14 protein-coding genes and 1 pseudogene are annotated in these 17,973 nt (G+C 41.9%); 13 read left to right on the top strand and 2 right to left on the bottom strand.

What is annotated here, in order from left to right; translation table 11 throughout:
- The first annotated feature begins 36 nt into the window (after window positions 1-36).
- From JJQ94_RS15000 to JJQ94_RS14975, 6 genes are all read left to right on the top strand, one after another.
- Entirely contained in the window at window positions 37-3,666 is a 3,630-nt protein-coding gene (locus tag JJQ94_RS15000; RefSeq protein WP_099029146.1) for a sensor histidine kinase, read from the top strand.
- Between the two features lie 58 nt (window positions 3,667-3,724).
- Window positions 3,725-4,234 (top strand): YgjV family protein, encoded by a 510-nt coding sequence (locus JJQ94_RS14995; protein WP_099029145.1) that lies wholly within the window; start codon window positions 3,725-3,727, stop codon window positions 4,232-4,234.
- Between the two features lie 326 nt (window positions 4,235-4,560).
- Window positions 4,561-7,545: a TonB-dependent receptor gene (locus tag JJQ94_RS14990; RefSeq protein WP_099029144.1), complete on the top strand. Its 2,985-nt coding sequence runs from the start codon at window positions 4,561-4,563 to the stop codon at window positions 7,543-7,545.
- 167 nt (window positions 7,546-7,712) lie between these two features.
- The gene (locus JJQ94_RS14985; RefSeq protein WP_099029143.1) at window positions 7,713-8,801 is read left to right on the top strand and encodes a M24 family metallopeptidase; all 1,089 of its coding nucleotides are present in this window, start codon (window positions 7,713-7,715) and stop codon (window positions 8,799-8,801) included.
- Between the two features lie 9 nt (window positions 8,802-8,810).
- A complete protein-coding gene (locus tag JJQ94_RS14980; protein WP_099029142.1) occupies window positions 8,811-9,755 on the top strand; it encodes an ornithine cyclodeaminase family protein in 945 nt (314 codons plus the stop codon).
- Window positions 9,736-9,993, top strand: a complete 258-nt coding sequence (locus JJQ94_RS14975) for a hypothetical protein (RefSeq protein WP_017217477.1) — start codon at window positions 9,736-9,738, stop codon at window positions 9,991-9,993. Before JJQ94_RS14980 ends, JJQ94_RS14975 begins: the two co-directional genes overlap by 20 nt.
- Window positions 9,994-10,145: 152 nt before the next feature.
- On the opposite strand, the pseudogene JJQ94_RS14970 reads toward JJQ94_RS14975, so the two are convergent.
- Window positions 10,146-11,103: pseudogene (locus JJQ94_RS14970) on the bottom strand (integron integrase).
- 614 nt (window positions 11,104-11,717) lie between these two features.
- Between JJQ94_RS14970 and JJQ94_RS14965 the strand changes: the two are divergent.
- The 7 genes from JJQ94_RS14965 (at window position 11,718) to JJQ94_RS14935 (ending at window position 16,136) form a co-directional block, all read left to right on the top strand.
- Window positions 11,718-12,089, top strand: a complete 372-nt coding sequence (locus JJQ94_RS14965) for a hypothetical protein (RefSeq protein WP_099029140.1) — start codon at window positions 11,718-11,720, stop codon at window positions 12,087-12,089.
- Window positions 12,090-12,209: 120 nt separating this feature from the next.
- On the top strand, window positions 12,210-12,710 hold the full coding sequence (locus tag JJQ94_RS14960; protein ID WP_099029139.1) for a hypothetical protein: 501 nt from the start codon (window positions 12,210-12,212) through the stop codon (window positions 12,708-12,710).
- A 228-nt stretch (window positions 12,711-12,938) separates the two neighbouring features.
- Complete coding sequence (locus tag JJQ94_RS14955) at window positions 12,939-14,477, top strand: transposase (RefSeq protein ID WP_099029138.1); 1,539 nt, start codon at window positions 12,939-12,941, stop codon at window positions 14,475-14,477.
- A 207-nt stretch (window positions 14,478-14,684) separates the two neighbouring features.
- A complete protein-coding gene (locus JJQ94_RS14950; protein ID WP_099029137.1) occupies window positions 14,685-14,909 on the top strand; it encodes a DUF6429 family protein in 225 nt (74 codons plus the stop codon).
- Window positions 14,910-15,108: 199 nt separating this feature from the next.
- The gene (locus JJQ94_RS14945) at window positions 15,109-15,396 is read left to right on the top strand and encodes a type II toxin-antitoxin system RelE/ParE family toxin (protein WP_099029136.1); all 288 of its coding nucleotides are present in this window, start codon (window positions 15,109-15,111) and stop codon (window positions 15,394-15,396) included.
- 10 nt (window positions 15,397-15,406) lie between these two features.
- Window positions 15,407-15,724, top strand: coding sequence for a HigA family addiction module antitoxin (locus JJQ94_RS14940; RefSeq protein WP_099029135.1), 318 nt, complete (start codon window positions 15,407-15,409; stop codon window positions 15,722-15,724).
- Between the two features lie 115 nt (window positions 15,725-15,839).
- Window positions 15,840-16,136, top strand: a complete 297-nt coding sequence (locus JJQ94_RS14935; RefSeq protein ID WP_099029134.1) for a DUF5710 domain-containing protein — start codon at window positions 15,840-15,842, stop codon at window positions 16,134-16,136.
- Between the two features lie 651 nt (window positions 16,137-16,787).
- On the opposite strand, the gene JJQ94_RS14930 is transcribed toward JJQ94_RS14935, so the two are convergent.
- Window positions 16,788-17,954, bottom strand: coding sequence for a putative manganese transporter (locus JJQ94_RS14930; protein ID WP_099029133.1), 1,167 nt, complete (start codon window positions 17,952-17,954; stop codon window positions 16,788-16,790).
- Window positions 17,955-17,973 lie beyond the last annotated feature (19 nt).

The raw sequence follows: 17,973 nt of genomic DNA, 5'->3' as shown, positions 1-17,973 counted from the left end.
TTCGTTGTACCATACAGCACACTGAAATGGTTTTGTGTGTTGCTGCTATTGTTATTACCGAGCTTTCCTTGTGCCGCCAGTTTTCCCGAATTTAGCGATACGGCGCAGGTTATGAGGCGCTATGACTATAACTCTGGCCTCAGTCAGGTCACTATCACTGCCATTACGCAAGATCAACTCGGGTATATTTGGGTTGGCACACAATCTGGCCTAAATCGTTTTGATGGTCATGATTTTGTTCAATTTGAAGTAAAACAGAACTCCAAACATCATCTCTCCGGTGGCTTTATTACCTCACTATGCCACAGTGGCAAATATATCTGGGTTGGAACAAGTACTGGGCTTAGCATTTACGATACTGAAGCAGGGATCTTTCGCTCTATCTTAGCGGCGCAGAATGAGGCGGTTAGCTCCGATAGGGTAAAAAAAGTGGCCTGTTATGGTGAATCAGTCACTGTATCAACAGAAGAGGGCGAGGCTTACCGAGTTAACTACCAAACCTTAACGCCTGAAAAACTCTATTTAACCGGTAAATTTGTTCGTGAAGTCCAAGAAACAAGGGATGCGTTTGTTTACCTCAATGCAGATGGCTTAGTCAGTCAGCCAAAAGACAAAGTCGGAGCGAATATTTTGTTGGAAGGTGAGTTTAAAACATTGTCGCTTTCCCACGGACGGATATTTGTGGTTGATGCGGATGATAAAATCATTAGTTTCGACACTCAGTTTAATAAAGTGCAATGGCAAAAGTCGGTCAGCGCGAAAGTAAATCTCAGCATTCATCAAATTAAAGTAAGGGCGAATGAAATACTCGTTGCTTCCAATACGGGTGTGTTTATTTTAGACCTGCAAGGCAATATCAAACGCCATTGGTATCGTCGTGCAGAGCAATATGATGGACTACAAGACAACAATGTTTTGAGCGTTCAACGAGATAGAAATGGCGATTTATGGATTGGTACGGAATCTCAGGGGCTGCATTTTTTTAGTCAACTGAGCGAGTCGTTCGGGCATGTTGGTGAACAAAACTTTCCGCACGCCCCATTGGGGCATCCTGATGTTAGGAACTTCGCATTAGACAGTAGTGAGCGTTTTTGGATAGGTACGTCATCCGGTTTATATATTTATCAAAAATCGAGCTTTATCGAAGCGCATCGAATTTTCCCGAGTTTATCTGCAATCAAAGGAAGCTTTATCACTCAAGTAAAGATTTATGATGATACCTTGTGGGTAACAACAAGAGGAGATGGTGTTGTTAGATATGTCTTAACCCAAGGGGAATACAGCCATTTGATGCCAGGCTCTGATAATGGCCCCGAACTCAGTTTCAATGATGTCATCGAGTACCAGTCTCAAATCTTAGTGAGTTCAAGGACACTAGGCCTAATGAGGTACGACGAAGAGTCTCAAACTTTGGTTCAGTTTTTTGAAAATCGCTCAGATGCGCCTTCACATGTGTCGTCGTTTAAAGTGGTCGGGCAGGACTTATGGTTTGGCTCTATAGGTGAGGGCTTGTTCAAATTTAGTAAAGGTCAGCTTCATAACCTCACCACGCAGGATGGCTTAAAGTCGAATTTGGTTTTTATGATAGATGAAGATCCGTGGCAACGTATCTGGGTTGCAAGTGAAGCGGGTATTAGTTTAGTAGATAAACAAATGAAAGTTGTTCGTACTATTGGTGAGCAAGAAGGACTCGGGAACCAAGCCGTATGGGGGCTGGTTTATGATGACTATGAATATATGTGGCTTGGTACCAGTGGTGGGCTATCGCGCGTTAATGTTATGGATTTTGCCATTGATAATTTTCTACCCATTGACGGTGTGCAAGCCCATGAGTTTAACTACAATGCCGCGTGGAAAGCCCCTGATGGTCGAATTTTTATGGGCGGGGCCAAAGGCTTTAATCAATTTTTTCCTCAGAATGTATCAATTTCAAATACCGCGCGACCTATTTTGGTCTCCACAATCGAATTACTGGGCGAGCCATTAAAGCCAAGTCTCGATGGGATCCTCACGGTCGCACCAGAGCTTGCGGGTTCATTGCGGCTACGCTATGACCAAAATATTATATCGCTACAATATTCAAGCTTAGATTTTGGTTCTGAGAAGCTGAACTTTTATTACCGTATTAAAGGATTAAGCGACAAATGGTTAAAACTTGCAAATGGAGCACGGCAAATAAACTTACTCCAGCTTGAACCCGGCACCTATCGAGTAGAAACCTATACCATAAATCGTTTTAATATGCAGTCGCCCGTTCATGAATTTAGTATTTATATCGCCGCGCCAATTTGGTGGAATGCATACTCGAAAACTCTTTACACCTTAGTCATTGTGCTGATCATCGCTGCATTTGTTCGAGCGAGACAACGGCGCTATCAACAAGTACTGCGGGATAATCAGAAAATGTCAGCGTTACAAGAGCGGTTGGAGTTGTCGTTGTGGGCGAGTGGTGATGAACTTTGGGACTGGCATGTTGAGTCGGGTAAAATTTATCGCTACAGCGTGAATCCAAGGATCGACTTTAGTGAACTCCAAGATAAACTTATTCTCAATGAGCTTGACCAGTTTGTACACCCTAAGGATTGTGTGTTACTTGAGGAGCGCCTGCAATCCTGTGTAGACGGACGTGAAGACGTGTATGAACTGTCTATTCGAGTCAAAGATCAACAGGGTGAATGGATTTGGGTATTAGATAGAGGAAAGGTGGTGGCCCGAGATGACAATGGTAGAGCAACGCGGATAGCGGGGGCACTGAAAGATATTGCTGATTTGAAAGCACATCAACAAGCCTTGCAGTCGTTAAACGAGCAACTTGAGATAAAAGTCTCGATGCGAACCGATGAGCTTTATAAAAAGAATCAGAAACTTGAGCAAGCAATGTTTGAGTTAAAGCAAGCGCAAGAAGACTTGATTGAAAGTGAAAAAATGGCTTCTTTGGGTGTTGTGGTTGCGGGTGTCGCGCATGAAATCAACACCCCGTTAGGTATAGCTATCACTGCACTTTCGCATAATGAAGATTGTTTATCTGAGCTGGTAGAAAAGCTTGAGAATAAAACCCTTAAGCAAAAAGACTTGGTCACCTCCATCGATGCACAGCAAGAAGGCTATCTGCTGATCAGTCGCAATTTGCAAAGAGCAGAAAGCCTTATTAGTAACTTTAAGCAAGTCGCAGTAGATCAATCCAGTGAGACGGAGCGTGATATTAACCTGCTTGAATATATCAATGATGTATTCGATTCACTAAAACCATTGGCTAAAAATAAAGAAGTATATTTGTCTATAGATGGGAATGCTGATGTAAATCTCTCCACCTATCCAGGCGCGGTTTATCAAATAATGGCAAACCTATTTAACAATTCCGTTATCCATGGCTTTGAGGGGAGTGCCTCTGGCACGGTCAGCGTGTTAGTCGAGGCGACTGATAGCCACTGGACTATTGTATACCGGGACAATGGTGTCGGCATGGACGAAGCAATGCAAAAGACCTTATTTGAGCCATTTGTAACCACAAAACGTAATCAAGGCGGATGCGGATTAGGCATGCATATTGTTTATAATTTGGTAACGCAACTTTTAAAAGGCGAGATCCGCTGTAAAACGGCGAAATTACAAGGTGTCGAAATTACGATAAAAGTACCGTTTAAGAAAATAACGGCTGAAAATTAACTTAGGTGAATTACAGCAAGCTAACTGCCTGTGACAATGCTTCTTTTAGGAGTTTGTCATGTTCTTATTATCTCAAGTTTTGGTTACTGTTGCTGTTTTACTCGATCTCGCCTCATTTCAATTTATGAAACGGCAGCAGGTGTTATTGGCACTAAGCTTGTCGACTGCACTTACCGCAATTCACTTCTATCTACTTGATGCTACGGCTGGTGCTTTGCTTATGGCGGTTGCGAGCCTCAGATATCTGGTGTTTATCAAGTCGCAGTCAAAGCGCTTACTTATTGGATTTCTACTACTCAATACAGTGCCACCTTTAGTACACTTAAATGCAAATTACGAACTTTATGCTGTTTTTGGCAGTGTTTTATTGACATTAGGTGCATTTATTCGCGAGCAGGTGGTATTTCGGTGTGTGATGATGTTAGGTACGGTGTGCTGGCTGATACATAATTGCTATATCGGATCACCTATGGCGATTGTGTTAGAAAGTACTTTTTTGGTGAGTAACTTGATTGGGCTAGGGCGAATATATATGAAACGTAAAACGAGTAAGTTGAAGGCTGAGTAAAACGCTCTCGCTAGCAGCCGAGTTGAAGTGAATCCAATTTTACTGGTATAGACATTAATCAAATTAGATTAAGCTTTGAATATATCAAATAATTCATTGGGTTAGATGAGACTCTACCTACTTTTCAAGCCATTCTCACTGAGTACAAGCGGTATCGAAAACGGGCTGAAATAAAAATTTAATAAATAATCTTCATCTAAATCATAGTGTTACTATCTTTTTAGGTGATTTTTGTATAAATAATATTGTATACAATATATCTATTGTGTATTGTTTGTTCGTTACCAAAAAAACACTCAAATCAATGGGAACAAAAGGACAACAATATGCGTAATAACAAAAAAACAGCGCAAACACTGTGTAAATCACTCACAGCATCAGCACTTGCTCTAGCATTGGGGACTACTACTGCATTTGCTGCAGATGGCAATAGCACTGTGAAAGGGAGCATCGTTAATGGTCAAGGTCTTGAGTTATCGCAGGCTCAATTGACCTTTACACATAAAACTAAGGGGCTGAAGTTTGCTGTACAAACTAATGGCAAGGGCGAATACATTTTACGTAATCTGCCTGTTGGTCGTTACAGCGTGTCAATTAATAAAGCAGGATTTGAAACCGTTATTGAAGAGGATGTTGAGCTTAATATTGGACAGGCGCTGATCTTAGACGCTCAACTATTACAACAAGGACAGGATATAGAGCGGATAGCGGTGACTGGTACGGCTATCCGACGTGTTGATATGGCCTCGTCAACGGCTGGCGTAACCTTTACAGACGCAGAGCTTAAAGTTATGCCAGTAAACACCGGCTTTGAAAGTATTGCGTTACTCGCACCGGGTACTGCTGAACCTGGTGGTAGTTCATTTCGTGGTGCATCAAGCTTTGGCGGTTCTTCGTCAGCAGAAAATGGCTATTACTTTAATGGCCTAAATGTCACGAGTATTCAAACGGGTTTAGCTTCTATTCGCTTGCCTTGGGAAGCCATTTCGCAAACCCAAATCAAAACGGGGGGAATTAGCCCTGAATTTGGTGGCGCACTAGGGGGGATCGTTAATGCAATCTCTAAATCTGGTGATAACGAATTTAACTTAGGGGCGGAAGTGAGGGTCGATCCTTCATCAAGTCATAGTTATCACGACTCTAATTATCTAGATAATGGCACCATCAATATAAATACCGAGCAAGATTATGACTCGTTCAAAGAACTGCAAATCTGGGCGAGTGGCGCACTCATTGAAGACAGCTTATTTTACTATGGCCTGTATGCGCCTCGGCGAGAGGTTAATCGCTGGGCTGGGCAAACGACCTTCAATGACAGAAGCCGAGATGAAGACCGCTGGTTTGCAAAACTAGATTGGTTCATCAATGAAGACCACTCAATCGGCTTTTCAGCCATGAATAACAAAAGAGAATGGACGAGACAAACCTATGCCTATGATTGGGAAAGCGATGCGATTGGTGATAAACAAGGTGTAGCGGCTCCCGGTGAAGATGGCGGTAAGGTTTACAGCATCAACTATAATGGCTACTTTTCAGACTTCTTCTCGGTGTCTGCGGTAGTTGGTCGAGTCACAGAAAATGTAGAAAACATCGTTGCTTCAACTATGCCTGGTGTTTGGGATGAAAGAGAGGGGTTCGTTACCTTATCGAGCCACACGGCAAGCGGTGTCTCTGAGCAAGAATTTATCCGTGACCAAGCGAGAATAGATTTTAATATCGATTTGGACTACCACTCCATTCTGTTTGGTGTCGATTATACCAAAGTCACAGTAGATTATTTTGAAGGTCAAAATGGTCTTGGTGATGCAGAAGGCTGGTGGACTATTAAAACCGCTGGTGAAGGGAGTATTTCCGGTGCTGCGCTTGGTCAAGATTATATTGAACGCCGAGTGAGGACTAGGACGGTTGATTCTGAGGTTAACTCGCTTGCTTTCTACGTCAATGATTCTTGGCAAGTCACCGACCAACTCGTTTTAAATCTAGGCCTGCGTTATAGTCAGTTTGAAAATACCGTCACCGACGGCAGAGCGTTTGTTGATATGGATAACCAACTTGCGCCTAGATTTCAAGCGATTTATGACCTAAATAGTGATGGCGAATCCAAAGTTTTCTTTACTTACGGGCGATACTTTCAACCTGTGTCTGCCAACATGAACATCACTCAAGGCTCGGCTTCAGTAGAGTGGTTTGAGTATTTCGACCTAGATCAAGTAGACAGTGATGGCTATCCTGTTTTATTAAGTGATGGCTCGCCAAGTCGAGGGGACATGCTTCGAGATAGACGCTGGCGCCAACGCGGAATTACAGAGCCCGGTTTGATTGCTTCGTCCACCCTTAAGCCAATGTATTCTGATGAATTGACTTTAGGGTATCAGACCACAGTTTTTGACGACATGGCATTTGGGATTAGGGCGATTTATCGAGATCTTGGACGCAGTGTCGAAGATACGGATGTCGGCCCTGTACTTGCAAAGAAATTGGCTGAACTAGGTATTCAAGATAATGTCGGCCAGGGGTCTTACTATGTACTAAATAACCCAGGTGAAGCGATCACCATGAGTTATGACTTTGATGGCGATGGCCAAGTCGATGAAGTGACACTCAGTGCAGAAGAGCTTGCCCTGCAACAAGCTGTACGTAAATATCTGGCACTGGAATTTACCCTAGAAGGAAATATTACCGACAAGTTACGGATTAATTCTTCTTATACTTGGTCACATAGCTATGGTAATACAGAAGGTTTAGTGAAAACCGATAACGATCAGGCAGATCCAGGTTGGACAACTTCCTATGATTACGCGGATCTGATGGATCACGGGTATGGTAATTTGCCGAACGACCATCGCCATTCAATAAAAGTATCAGGTTCTTACGATATCACTGATGAGTTAACTCTAGGGCTGGTTGCAAGAACGTCATCAGGTCGCCCGACTAACTATTTCTCAAAACACCCTGTCGGTGTAGATAGCTGTGCGCCTGGTAACCCTTGGGATGCTTGCGTGAGTAAATATTACGGCCATGTTTCGCATTACGACGAAAATGGTAACCCAGCCCCTCGTGGTAGTGTAGGTAATCTTCCTTGGGCAACCACGGTAGACTTATCACTCAGTTACTCTACCGATATCATGGGACATGACTTGTTACTCAAGGGCACCGTTTATAACCTACTAAACAGTGATAAAGCGCTTGGGATCAATGAACAGCGATCTTTAGATGGTGCAAATGGCTTAATCGTTAATCCTGACTACGGCATTACAACGTTACGACAAACTGAGCGTTACGCGTCGTTGGTTGCAAGGTTTACATTCTAGTTTCCCTGGTGATAGCCAAGACTGGGTGCCATGCACCTAGCCCTTGGTTTAAGCCAAGCAAAGTGTTTGGCTTATTTTCAAAAAAGTATAGCAAGGAGCTGTATTAGTTCTAAGGATCCGTTTAACTTAAATCAAAATAACGCAATACAAAGAGAGTTTTAATTACGATGAATGTAGATTACGCAGCCAGACAGCAACGCTTAGTCAATAAATTACAACAACATCAAAGTGACGCTATCATTATTTATGGCTACGAGAATATTGTATATTTAACTGGCTTTACCGGTCATGCAGCAACATTGTTGATGTCTTCAAATGGGCAACACCGACTCATTACCGATTATCGTTACTTTGAGCGTGCTAGCGATGAAGCGGTGGGAGTAGAAGTTATTTTAAGAAATCGTGATAAAGAAACGTTACCTGATTGTATTTTTAGATTACTGGATGAGCCGCGACAGCTTGCATTTGAAGCGCATCAAATCAGTCACGCAGATTATGTCTCATTAAACATCAGCGCAAAAAATACCACGCTTGTTGCCGCGCCGCTTTGGGTGGAATCACTAAGACAAGTTAAAGATAGTTATGAAATTAACTGTATTAAACGTGCCGCCGAGATAGCTGACTCGGCGCTTGCCCATACACTGCCTTTGTTAAAAGTAGGGATCACTGAGCGAGAGGCGGCAATTGAGCTTGAGTATCAGATGCAAAAGCTAGGCTCCGAAGGTCTTTCTTTTGACACAATCCTATTATTTGGTGCACGTTCTTCCTTACCGCATGGAAACCCAGGACAGACAAAACTTAACCTAGGCGATTTGGTACTTATCGACTTTGGTGCGGTGATAAGCGGCTATCGCTCTGATATGACGCGAAGTTACGTGTTAGGGGAGCCTACAAAGCAACAACAATCCATTTATGACACGGTTCAACATGCGCAGCGAGCTGCGTTGGCGCTAATAAAAGCGGGCGTTAACTGCATAGATTTAAATAACGCATCACACGATGTGTTAAGTCATAGTGACTTTTCACAATACGCAGGTGAGGGACTTGGTCACGGTGTGGGGCTATTTCTACACGAGCAGCCGTTTATTAAACCTGGGGTAGATCACCAATTAGATGCTGGCAATATCATTACCATAGAGCCGGGTATTTACATTCCAAATTATGGTGGTGTGCGCTTGGAAGAAGATATATTAGTGACTGAAAATGGTTTTGAATGCTTAACCCACGCGCCACAAGTATTTCAGCTTACGAACTAAGGAATGATGATGCAAATTATTACTCGCCAAGAAGTCGCGGATAGCCTCAACTACCCAAGTTTAATTCAGGCGCTTAAACAGGGTTTCGCGCAACCAGCAGGTACACCAACACGGCAAGTTTTTGAGCTAGATAATAGTCACAACAATCATGACGCTTTTGCTGTTTTACCTGCTTGGAATGCCGATGTGATTGGCGTAAAGGCGTTTACCTATTTCCCTGATAACAACCAGCATGATAAAGCCAGCCTTTACTCAAAAATCATGCTGTTCTCCAGGCAGTTCGGTGAGCCGCTCGCGCTTGTGGACGGCACAGAAGTGACGTTGTGGAGAACCTCTGCTGTGTCAGCGTTAGCCGCGGAATATTTAGCGCCTAAGCATGCCAAACATTTGATTTTTTTCGGTTCAGGCAATTTAGCCAGTTACATGATTAATGCGCATTTAAGTGTTAGAAATTATAGTAAAGTTTCGATAATTGCACGTAATTCTGAAAAAGGACGCCTGTTGCTGGATCTATTGTCCTCGCAGCATCCGGAGGTTGAATTTGCACTGTATCAGGAGGCAACAGCGTCTGTTATTGCTTCAGCAGATGTGATCAGCTGTGCAACAGGCAGCCATACGCCTTTGTTCAATGGAGAGTGGCTGAGCGATGGCACGCATATAGATTGCATTGGCAATCACCATAAAGATTGTCGAGAAATTGATACCACAACGGTAACTAAGAGTCGCGTTTTTGTAGATAGTCGCGCCAATGTATTGAACGAGGCGGGCGAATTGTTGTTACCGATCAGTGAAGGTAAATTTAGCCCCGATAAGGTGGTTGCAGAGCTTAGCGAAATGACTAAAAATAACCTAGGTCGAAGTAACGAGAACGAAATTACTTTGTTTAAGTCTGTAGGAACAGCATTAAGTGATTTAATTGGAGCGAAATTAGTGTATGACTTGGTTCAAAAATAAAGAGCACGGTAAAGTGTATGAAGTAACCGCAGTAGTCAAAGCTGCTGATAAGCGCTTGGTGAATCCGCTTATTTGTCACGAATGTCACATGTTGGTTAGTTATCAAGGAGTTGGTGGCGAAACGAAAAGTGAAAAGCTGCTTTATGATGAGGTGTTTTACAAAGCGTTTCAAAACCACGATAGCTGTTACGTCATGGTGGATGACAATGGTATTCGCCATTATCATCCAAGTGAATAAAGTGACTTATTAAATTAAGTGAATACAATTAAGTGAATAAGCGCTAATTTTTGACCTGATAGAGTGCAAATATAGAGCTCTATGAATTCTGACATTTCAGCTATTGGTCAGGTGCGGACTGCGGTACTAACATGTTTCTGTCCCAAAACAAGCTAGAAAATTTTGCTCAAAGGGCTAACAACACCGTTTGCGCCTTGCTGTAAAACATGAGTATATATTTGCGTTGTCTTCACCATCGGAATGACCAAGTTGAGCTTGCACGGTTCTAGTATCCGCACCACTTTGTAGTAAATGAGTAGCAAATGAATGTCTATAAGTGTGGGGCGTTATAGGTTTTGTTATTTGTGCTTTCTTTGGCTGCCTCTTTTACCGCTTTACGTACTCCTGTTTGATGGAAATGATGCCGGCGGATCTCCCCAGTTTCAGGATCAGCACTTAACTTATATGAAGGAAATAGAAACTGCCAAGCAATTGCCTTATTGGCGCTAGGATATTTTCTTGCTAGTGCGTTTGGCATTTAAACACCAGCATAATATTCGTTCTGGGAATCTAATTTTAAGTATTCATTAACCTGAGCAATTTGATTTCTTAGCAAAGGTATAAGTTCAGTGGCAAGTGTAACTACCCGATGTTTATTCCCTTTTCCATTCCAGATCCGAATGCACTTGTAGTCAATGTCCTGAACTCGTAGTTGAACAGCTTCCATTACACGTAAGCCGCTACCATACATTAAACCTGAAATTAAATAATATCGTTTACTTAAAAACGACATGAGACGTTTAACCTCTTCGGGGGTCATAACAATTGGCAACTTAGATTGACGCTTGCTTCTGACAAAGGTTAGATTAGGACACAAATCCTGTTTAATTATTTGCTTATATAGAAAAGATAATGCATTTAACGCTGTCGCTTGTGTTTTAGGCGACACATTACATTTAAGTACAAGGTAGTCGAGATGTTCGACAACCTCGTTATCGCCCATTGAAGCTTATCATGAAAATGAATATAGGAAGAAATCCACTTAAGATATGTATCAACGGTTCTGAGCGAATATTGCTTAGTCAGCATAAACTCTGCGATGTGGTTTAAAAATGGTGAACGAGTTCTCATTGAGCTAGCCCCAACTGGTTGCTGTGTTTATATACAGTGTTGTTGTGTTTCTCCTATAGTCAAGAAAACGACTCACTGGGTCGTTTTTATCTTTTTCATAGTTTCTATAATGATTAAAAATATATCTGTAGCAACAAGTTAGTTATTGTGATAAAGCTGGTACAATGAGAATAATGACCCATGACTCGTTAGAAAAACGACCCATTGGGTCGATATTAAATTGTTAGGTGTTTATGCAGATTTGTGAGTATGGAATTTCCAAATATAGATAAACATAGAGCAGAGAGAATTAAAAGGTATTGTTGTGTACGGTTATTCTCGGCAATTGAGGATCTTAAAGGCTATGGAGAAATTCAAGTGAGACACACTATATTCACAGGCGAAAGCACTTGGTATATAGAGGTTCCTGAAGATATAGTTGGTGGTAATAACATTATTCTATTTTGTTCATGGTGCGGCTCAAAACTTCCAGATAAGCCTCTTGAGTAATAAAAACACCTAACAAGCCAAGTCAACGGGACAATTTTAAGCTGGCTCCCGTCGCTTCGCTCCTAAATTTTAGCCAGCTTAAAAGTTGCCCCTGCTTGGGGCGTTAGCTATACAAGGAGGGGTTAGTGTTTGAACGAATCAAAGATTTAATGTCAAAAGGCATTTGGCATTCACTAGCAATAATTATTGTTTTCTTAATGGCTGGCCCTGAAATCATGATGGGCATGGAGTTAATGGCTTTAATCGAGGTGCTGGGTGCTTCTACCTTTGTATTAATGTATTTAACAGGCGTAAAGTTGTTTCTTTTAAAAGTATGGAAGCAATATCAAAAATTTGAATGTCATTCTGTATTGTTTGTTCCGCCTTTAGTCATTTTTAAACAAATGCCGTCTTTAATTGTGCATGCGATACCAGAGCGAACCGTCGTTATTTTCTTTTTCGGTTTTATCGTAGTTGGTATGTCTGGTGTTTTAATCAACTCTTATATTGGTGCATAGTATAGCTAACAAGGCAATTATAAATGGGACGTCTAACGCTTGGTTGGCGCTTATTCTTCGCTAATTTTAGCCAAGCATTTATACGCCCCATATTGCGGCGTTAAGTTACTAGGATAGTGCGTGCGTAAATTTATAAATTTAAGCAAATATAGGCAAAAAGAGCTTAACTCCAATTTCCCAGAACTATTTGAGATTTACGGTGCCGAAGATTCATCTCACTATAAAAGAGTAGCCGTATCGGTTTTTGCTCATTGGTTAACTCGTGAAGAGTTTCAAAATGATTACCCTTCAAGAGAAGTGCATTTGCAGAGAAATGAAGCGTTGTACAATTTTGCTAAAATAATGGCAGCAAATACTGAAGTGCTTAATTTCAAGTTCAAAGGCAAATGGGATAAGTGTTACCCATGCTTTAGAAAATTTAGCTCTCAAGAAGCTATGTTAGATTACTTACAACCAGCGGGTGATAACGATTCGTCAGATAAATTCTGCAAATTAGTTCTACCCGAATTTAATGCAGTGTATTTTGAAAGTTGGGATTACCGAATGTTTTTTACATTCAAAACGATAGTGTCATATCTGAAATTAAAAAATGGGCTAGTGAAGCAGGCGTATATTGCTTAGAGTTTTAGTAACTTAACAAAGTGCTTAAAGGGCGGACACAAAAAGCTTGGCTGTGCTCGTTCCTCGCAAATTTTAGCCAAGCATTTTGTGCCGTTTAGCAGGGCGTTGAGGCTGTAGAATTACTCTTTTCAGGTACTGGATTGTTGGTTTTGGATTGACAGTTTCTTAACCTTGAATCGAGTTGGTTACTGTGATCTAATAGATATTATTCACCCACGGTAAACTGTTATGGCCAACTACAAGCCTGACTTATCCTGCCAAAATAAATTCATTTCTATCAATTTCGCTGAGCAAATTTTGCCTGGTACATTTGAATATGCCCTTTGTTATATTGTCGAACATAAACTCGACTTGTCGAGCTTTTGCGCGTGGTATAACAATGATAAATCGGGCGCTGCGGCGTATCCGCCCACGGTGATGTTAAAGATAATTTTACTTGGTTATGCTCATGGATTAATTAGTAGCCGCCGAATAGCCAAGGCTTGTGAGAACAATATTCTGTTCATGAGTGTGTCAGGGGATCTTCAGCCGCATTACACATCAATAGCAAGTTTCGTGGCCAAAATGCACGAGCAGATTGAACCGCTATTTACGCAAGTGCTGATGATATGTGATGAAGAAGGCTTGATAGGACGCAACATGTTTGCCATTGATGGGTGCAAATTGAAGTCGAATGCGAGCAAGGAGTGGAGCGGTACATTCGATGAGCTAGGCCGTAAAGAAGCCAAATTAGAACGCGCAAGCAAACGCATAATTGAGCGCCATCAAGCGCAAGATGGCTTAAGTGAAGAGCTGGTCACTCAAGACTTAAAGCAAAAAGAAAAGCTAGATAAAAGTGCAGATAAAATCACCGCGTTCTTAGCTACTCACGAAGAGAAAACAGGCAGTAAAGGTAAGCCGGTTAAAAGTAATATTACCGACCCAGACAGCGCGAAAATGACCACGTCAAAAGGCACAATTCAAGGCTATAACGGGATAGCGATAAACGATGATAAACATCAAATTATACTACAAGCACAGGCATGGGGCTCGGTGGGCGAGCAACAAACACTGCAGCCAGCCGTTGAGCAATTAAAACGACAACTTGAAAAACTGAACAGTGATAAATTCTCTAACAAACAGGCCATTAAATTTACCGCAGACAGTGGATTTAATAGTGAAGCGAACCTTGAATTCATGGCGCAAAGTGGCTTTGATACTTACATAGCTGATAACCAATTTAGAAAACGCAACCCACTGTTTAAAGAGAGCGAAACCTACGAAACAGAGCAAGAAAAGCGGCGATTAAAACGCAGTAAAGGCAAGCCACGCTTATTTACCTCAGACGACTTCCATTATGATGAAGCAACACAAACCTGCCGCTGCCCCGCAGGCAATGAGAAGTGGCGAAGTGGTATCAATGTAAACAGCAATCATCAACAAAACACACGATTCTGCGGTTACTTAAAAGACTGTAAAGTCTGCTCCCTGCAACAGCAATGTATGCGAAAACCACCGATACAAACGTGGCGGCAAGTACAGTTTAAGAGTGATGAATCACGCAAAAAAATCAGTTACATCGACAAAATGAAAGTAAAAATAGACAGCCCAATAGGACGACGACAATACAGCAAACGACTTGGATGTATCGAACCTGTATTCGGCAACATCACGGTGAATAAAGGGATGAATAAGCTCACATTACGCGGCCAAGTAAAAGTCAATGCTCAATGGCAGCTATACTGCCTTGTTCACAATATCGAAAAGTTACGAGAAAGGGTGTCGTAAGCCAAGAACAACCTGACTTAACAGCTCCGAAGCGCTTCTCTAACCACAACAAACCAGCTTAAAAAAAGCCCTAAAATAACAACTCACACCCAACTAAACGATTGAATCAAAATAGGAACTCAGTTATCGTTTGTTGATTACAAAAACAAATTTGAAACGAGTTATTCTACAGGCTCGTTATATGCCCATCAGGTTTTGGAGTGTTGAATGGATATAGATGAAAATAAAATAGATGAAGCAGCTTTAGCTTTATTACATCTCACCTTGCATGATTATGGCCGAGCTTGGAAACAAATTGACTGGGAAGTTATGAATAGGCTTTATGAAAAAGGTCTAATTTGTGATCCGGTTGGTAAGGCAAAGTCAGTACAATTGACCGATGAAGGCATTAAGCAATCAGAAGAGTTATTCAAAAAGCTTTTTTCAAAATAGAAGCTATTGGTCATATAACAAAGCAACTTAAAAGCTCGGACAAAAATCAGTTGGCTTTGTTCGTGCCTCACAAATTTTAACCAACTAATTTTTGCCGTTTATTTGCGGCGTTATGTACTTTCTTGTCCTTCCAACTTGTGCACATCTCTTTTGTGCGATAGTATTTCACTATAGATGCACAGTAAAACAGTGCGAGGATATGTCAGTAAATTTTAAAGATGATTGGCTTGAAGCATTTTATGAGGAAGATAAGCGTCATCGCTTGATTCCTAAAACTATAGAGAATGCGCTGTATCGAAAGCTTGAAATCCTAGATGCAGCAAAAGTTGAATCAGATCTAAGAGTTCCACCGGGTAATCGGTTTGAACATCTTGAAGGCAATCTGAAAGGTTGGTGTTCGATACGGGTGAATAAACAGTATCGTTTGATTTTTAAGTGGGTTGACGGTGTAGCAGAAGACACCTATTTAGACCCTCATAAGTACTGAGGTTAGGATAATGCGCAGAACTAAACGTCGTCCAGTTGGTGTAGGAGAAATGCTCAAAGTTGAATTCTTGGAGCCAATGGAGATTACATCAAAAACATTAGCAGAAGCTATGGGTGTACATAGGAACACCATCAGTAACTTAATTAATGGTGGTACTCTGACTGCTCCACTTGCAATCAAGTTAGCGGCTGCACTTGGGAATACACCTGAGTTTTGGCTTAACATTCAACATGCTGTGGACTTGTGGGATACACGAAATCGTTATCAAGATGAAGCCAAGCAAGTAAAACCTTTGTTTTCAACGCAAGATATCAAACTACGTACATAACAAAGCGTTTAAGAGCGATTCCATAACGTGTGCCGATTTCGCTTCGCTCAAGCGTAGCAAACGTTATTCCACGCCTTTACGCGGCGTTAGGGCTTATCGAAATAGGTAGCTTTTTATGGATGAAATAACATATTTAGAAGTTCCATTTGAGGATAAAGAGAAAGTAAAGTCTTTGGGCGCTCGTTGGCACTCAGAGAGAAAGAAGTGGTTCGTTCCAAAAGGTTTAGATACGGGACCATTCGAAAATTGGCTACCGATTTATGATGATCGTGCATCGCAAAAAGCTATCTCTCCATTTTATCTGCTTCAATCGACAGAGCTTGCTGGAAGTGCGACAAACCATCTGAAGTCATTACCTTTGCTAGTCATGGCACAATCGACACTGAAAGTGATGAGCGCTCTGAAGGAATAACCAAGTATTTATACGTCAGCTTTCTCCCAGAGAGACTGATAGTATACTTGGATCTACACTTCAAAAGTTATTACTTGGATTATTCTGCAACGTCCGATTCATTTTACTACATGAATCATTGTCAACATTGCAAAGCCCCACTAGGTGACTTTTTTATGCATTCTGAACCGGAGGGTGCTTTTCCCCTATCAGTGCAGAAATGTCAGCCGATATTTCTATTACTAAACTGAAAGAAAGTGGATTTGTAAAAATCTCAGCATCTGAATCATATGGGGTTATTGAGCATATATTGGAAAATGGGCAAATGAAAGAGTTTCAGCCCTAACAGTCTGTATAAGAGTGATTCGCAACGCGTGGCATTTTCGCTATGCGTTGATTTTAGTGATTAAGGTGGCATGCTGAGGCTTTTGTATTGCGTTTCTCACTACTTAAAGCGGCGTTAGCCCATAGAAATTTTTATTCGAAATTCGTCTAATACAGCCGACGACCTAAAACATTTTTGTCCAAAAATACGTTTATTTGACCGCCCGCTATTCGCTCTTTTCGGCCATTAATTAGTTACGAACGGTCAGATTTGGTTGAACTCATAACCCTAAACTGCCAGATCGTGTATGAGCCTGCGTCCGATCACTTCGTCGACGTACTCAAGTATTAAGCCAAATTAATGTAGTAGAGGCCGTAGCCCACGATAAATGCAGGCACTGCAGAGTAGATGGTGGCAAATAGCGCCGCCCTTGGTGCCAATGCTATCGCTGGAAATAACGCATCGCCATCGTTAGCAACGGCATTGGCTGCAAGGGCACTAAATGGCACGACACCTTGCAGGTAAAGCGTTGTAACAACAATTTGGGGGCCACAGCCTGGTAATAATCCGACAAGAATGGCCACCAGTGGTGCATACAGCGCATAGTCTTTAAACCAAACTGCGAGATCAAGCCCCAAATACGCTGTAGACAATTCGTACAACAAGAAGCTTGCAACGACCCAAGCGGTCACAAAGTGCGTGTCTTGTAGTACTCTAGTGAGTTTTGACGGCGGATCGCATTCACCTTCTTCACAGGTGATGTCTTTATAGCTAACGCCTTTTGAATTAAGCGCCCACACGCAAACAGCGAAAAGACATAATGCTGCACCAAGCCAAGCAATTTCTGTATCAAAAGGTGTTAAGTCGACGTTAAAAGCAATCGCGAGTGCAATTGCAAGGCTAGGTAGTAAGCACAGCTTCCACACCTTACGGCTTAGACTAAACGCACGGCTCGCGTGTAAGGTTTCTTCTTCGACCTCATTGATGGTCTGCGGGACACAAAAATCGGGTTTATGAATTAAGTGCACACATAGCCCACTCACGATACCCACACCAACGCCCATCGCAATGATAGTGAGGCCTGTCAGGGGCTCTTTGGCGAGTAGCAAAAACGCAGCATCTCCCATCGTCGCAGTAAGCACTGCGACAACTGAAGCAAAGCTTGCTTGTTTTTTGGTAAATTGGGTGACCACGATAATCGCACCACCACAGCCTGGTAGTGCGCCCAATATTGACGCCATGGCTATTTCGAGAATAGGGGATTTGGTACTAAGATAACTGAGATTAAGCTGTGGAATTCTGTCAACAAGAAAGTAGTACACGAGCAGGGTAGCGGCAACAAAAACGCTGACTTGAAAGAATGCATCACTCAGCGCGCTGACCACAATTGGTCTCGCCGTTTCAAATGCTAAAAGTACAATAATAACAAGGGGTAAAATCAGCCGCTTGTTGAACAATAAACTAACCTTATCGCCATGTGCTGGTTGAGAGTATCGAAGTAGAGATGAAAACATAAAGTGCAACCCGTGTATT

It is taken from the genome of Pseudoalteromonas sp. GCY (genome assembly GCF_016695175.1).
Classification (GTDB): Bacteria; Pseudomonadota; Gammaproteobacteria; order Enterobacterales; family Alteromonadaceae; genus Pseudoalteromonas.
Note: the sequence above shows the minus strand (reverse complement) of the source record. Positions and strands in the feature narration are given on the sequence as shown.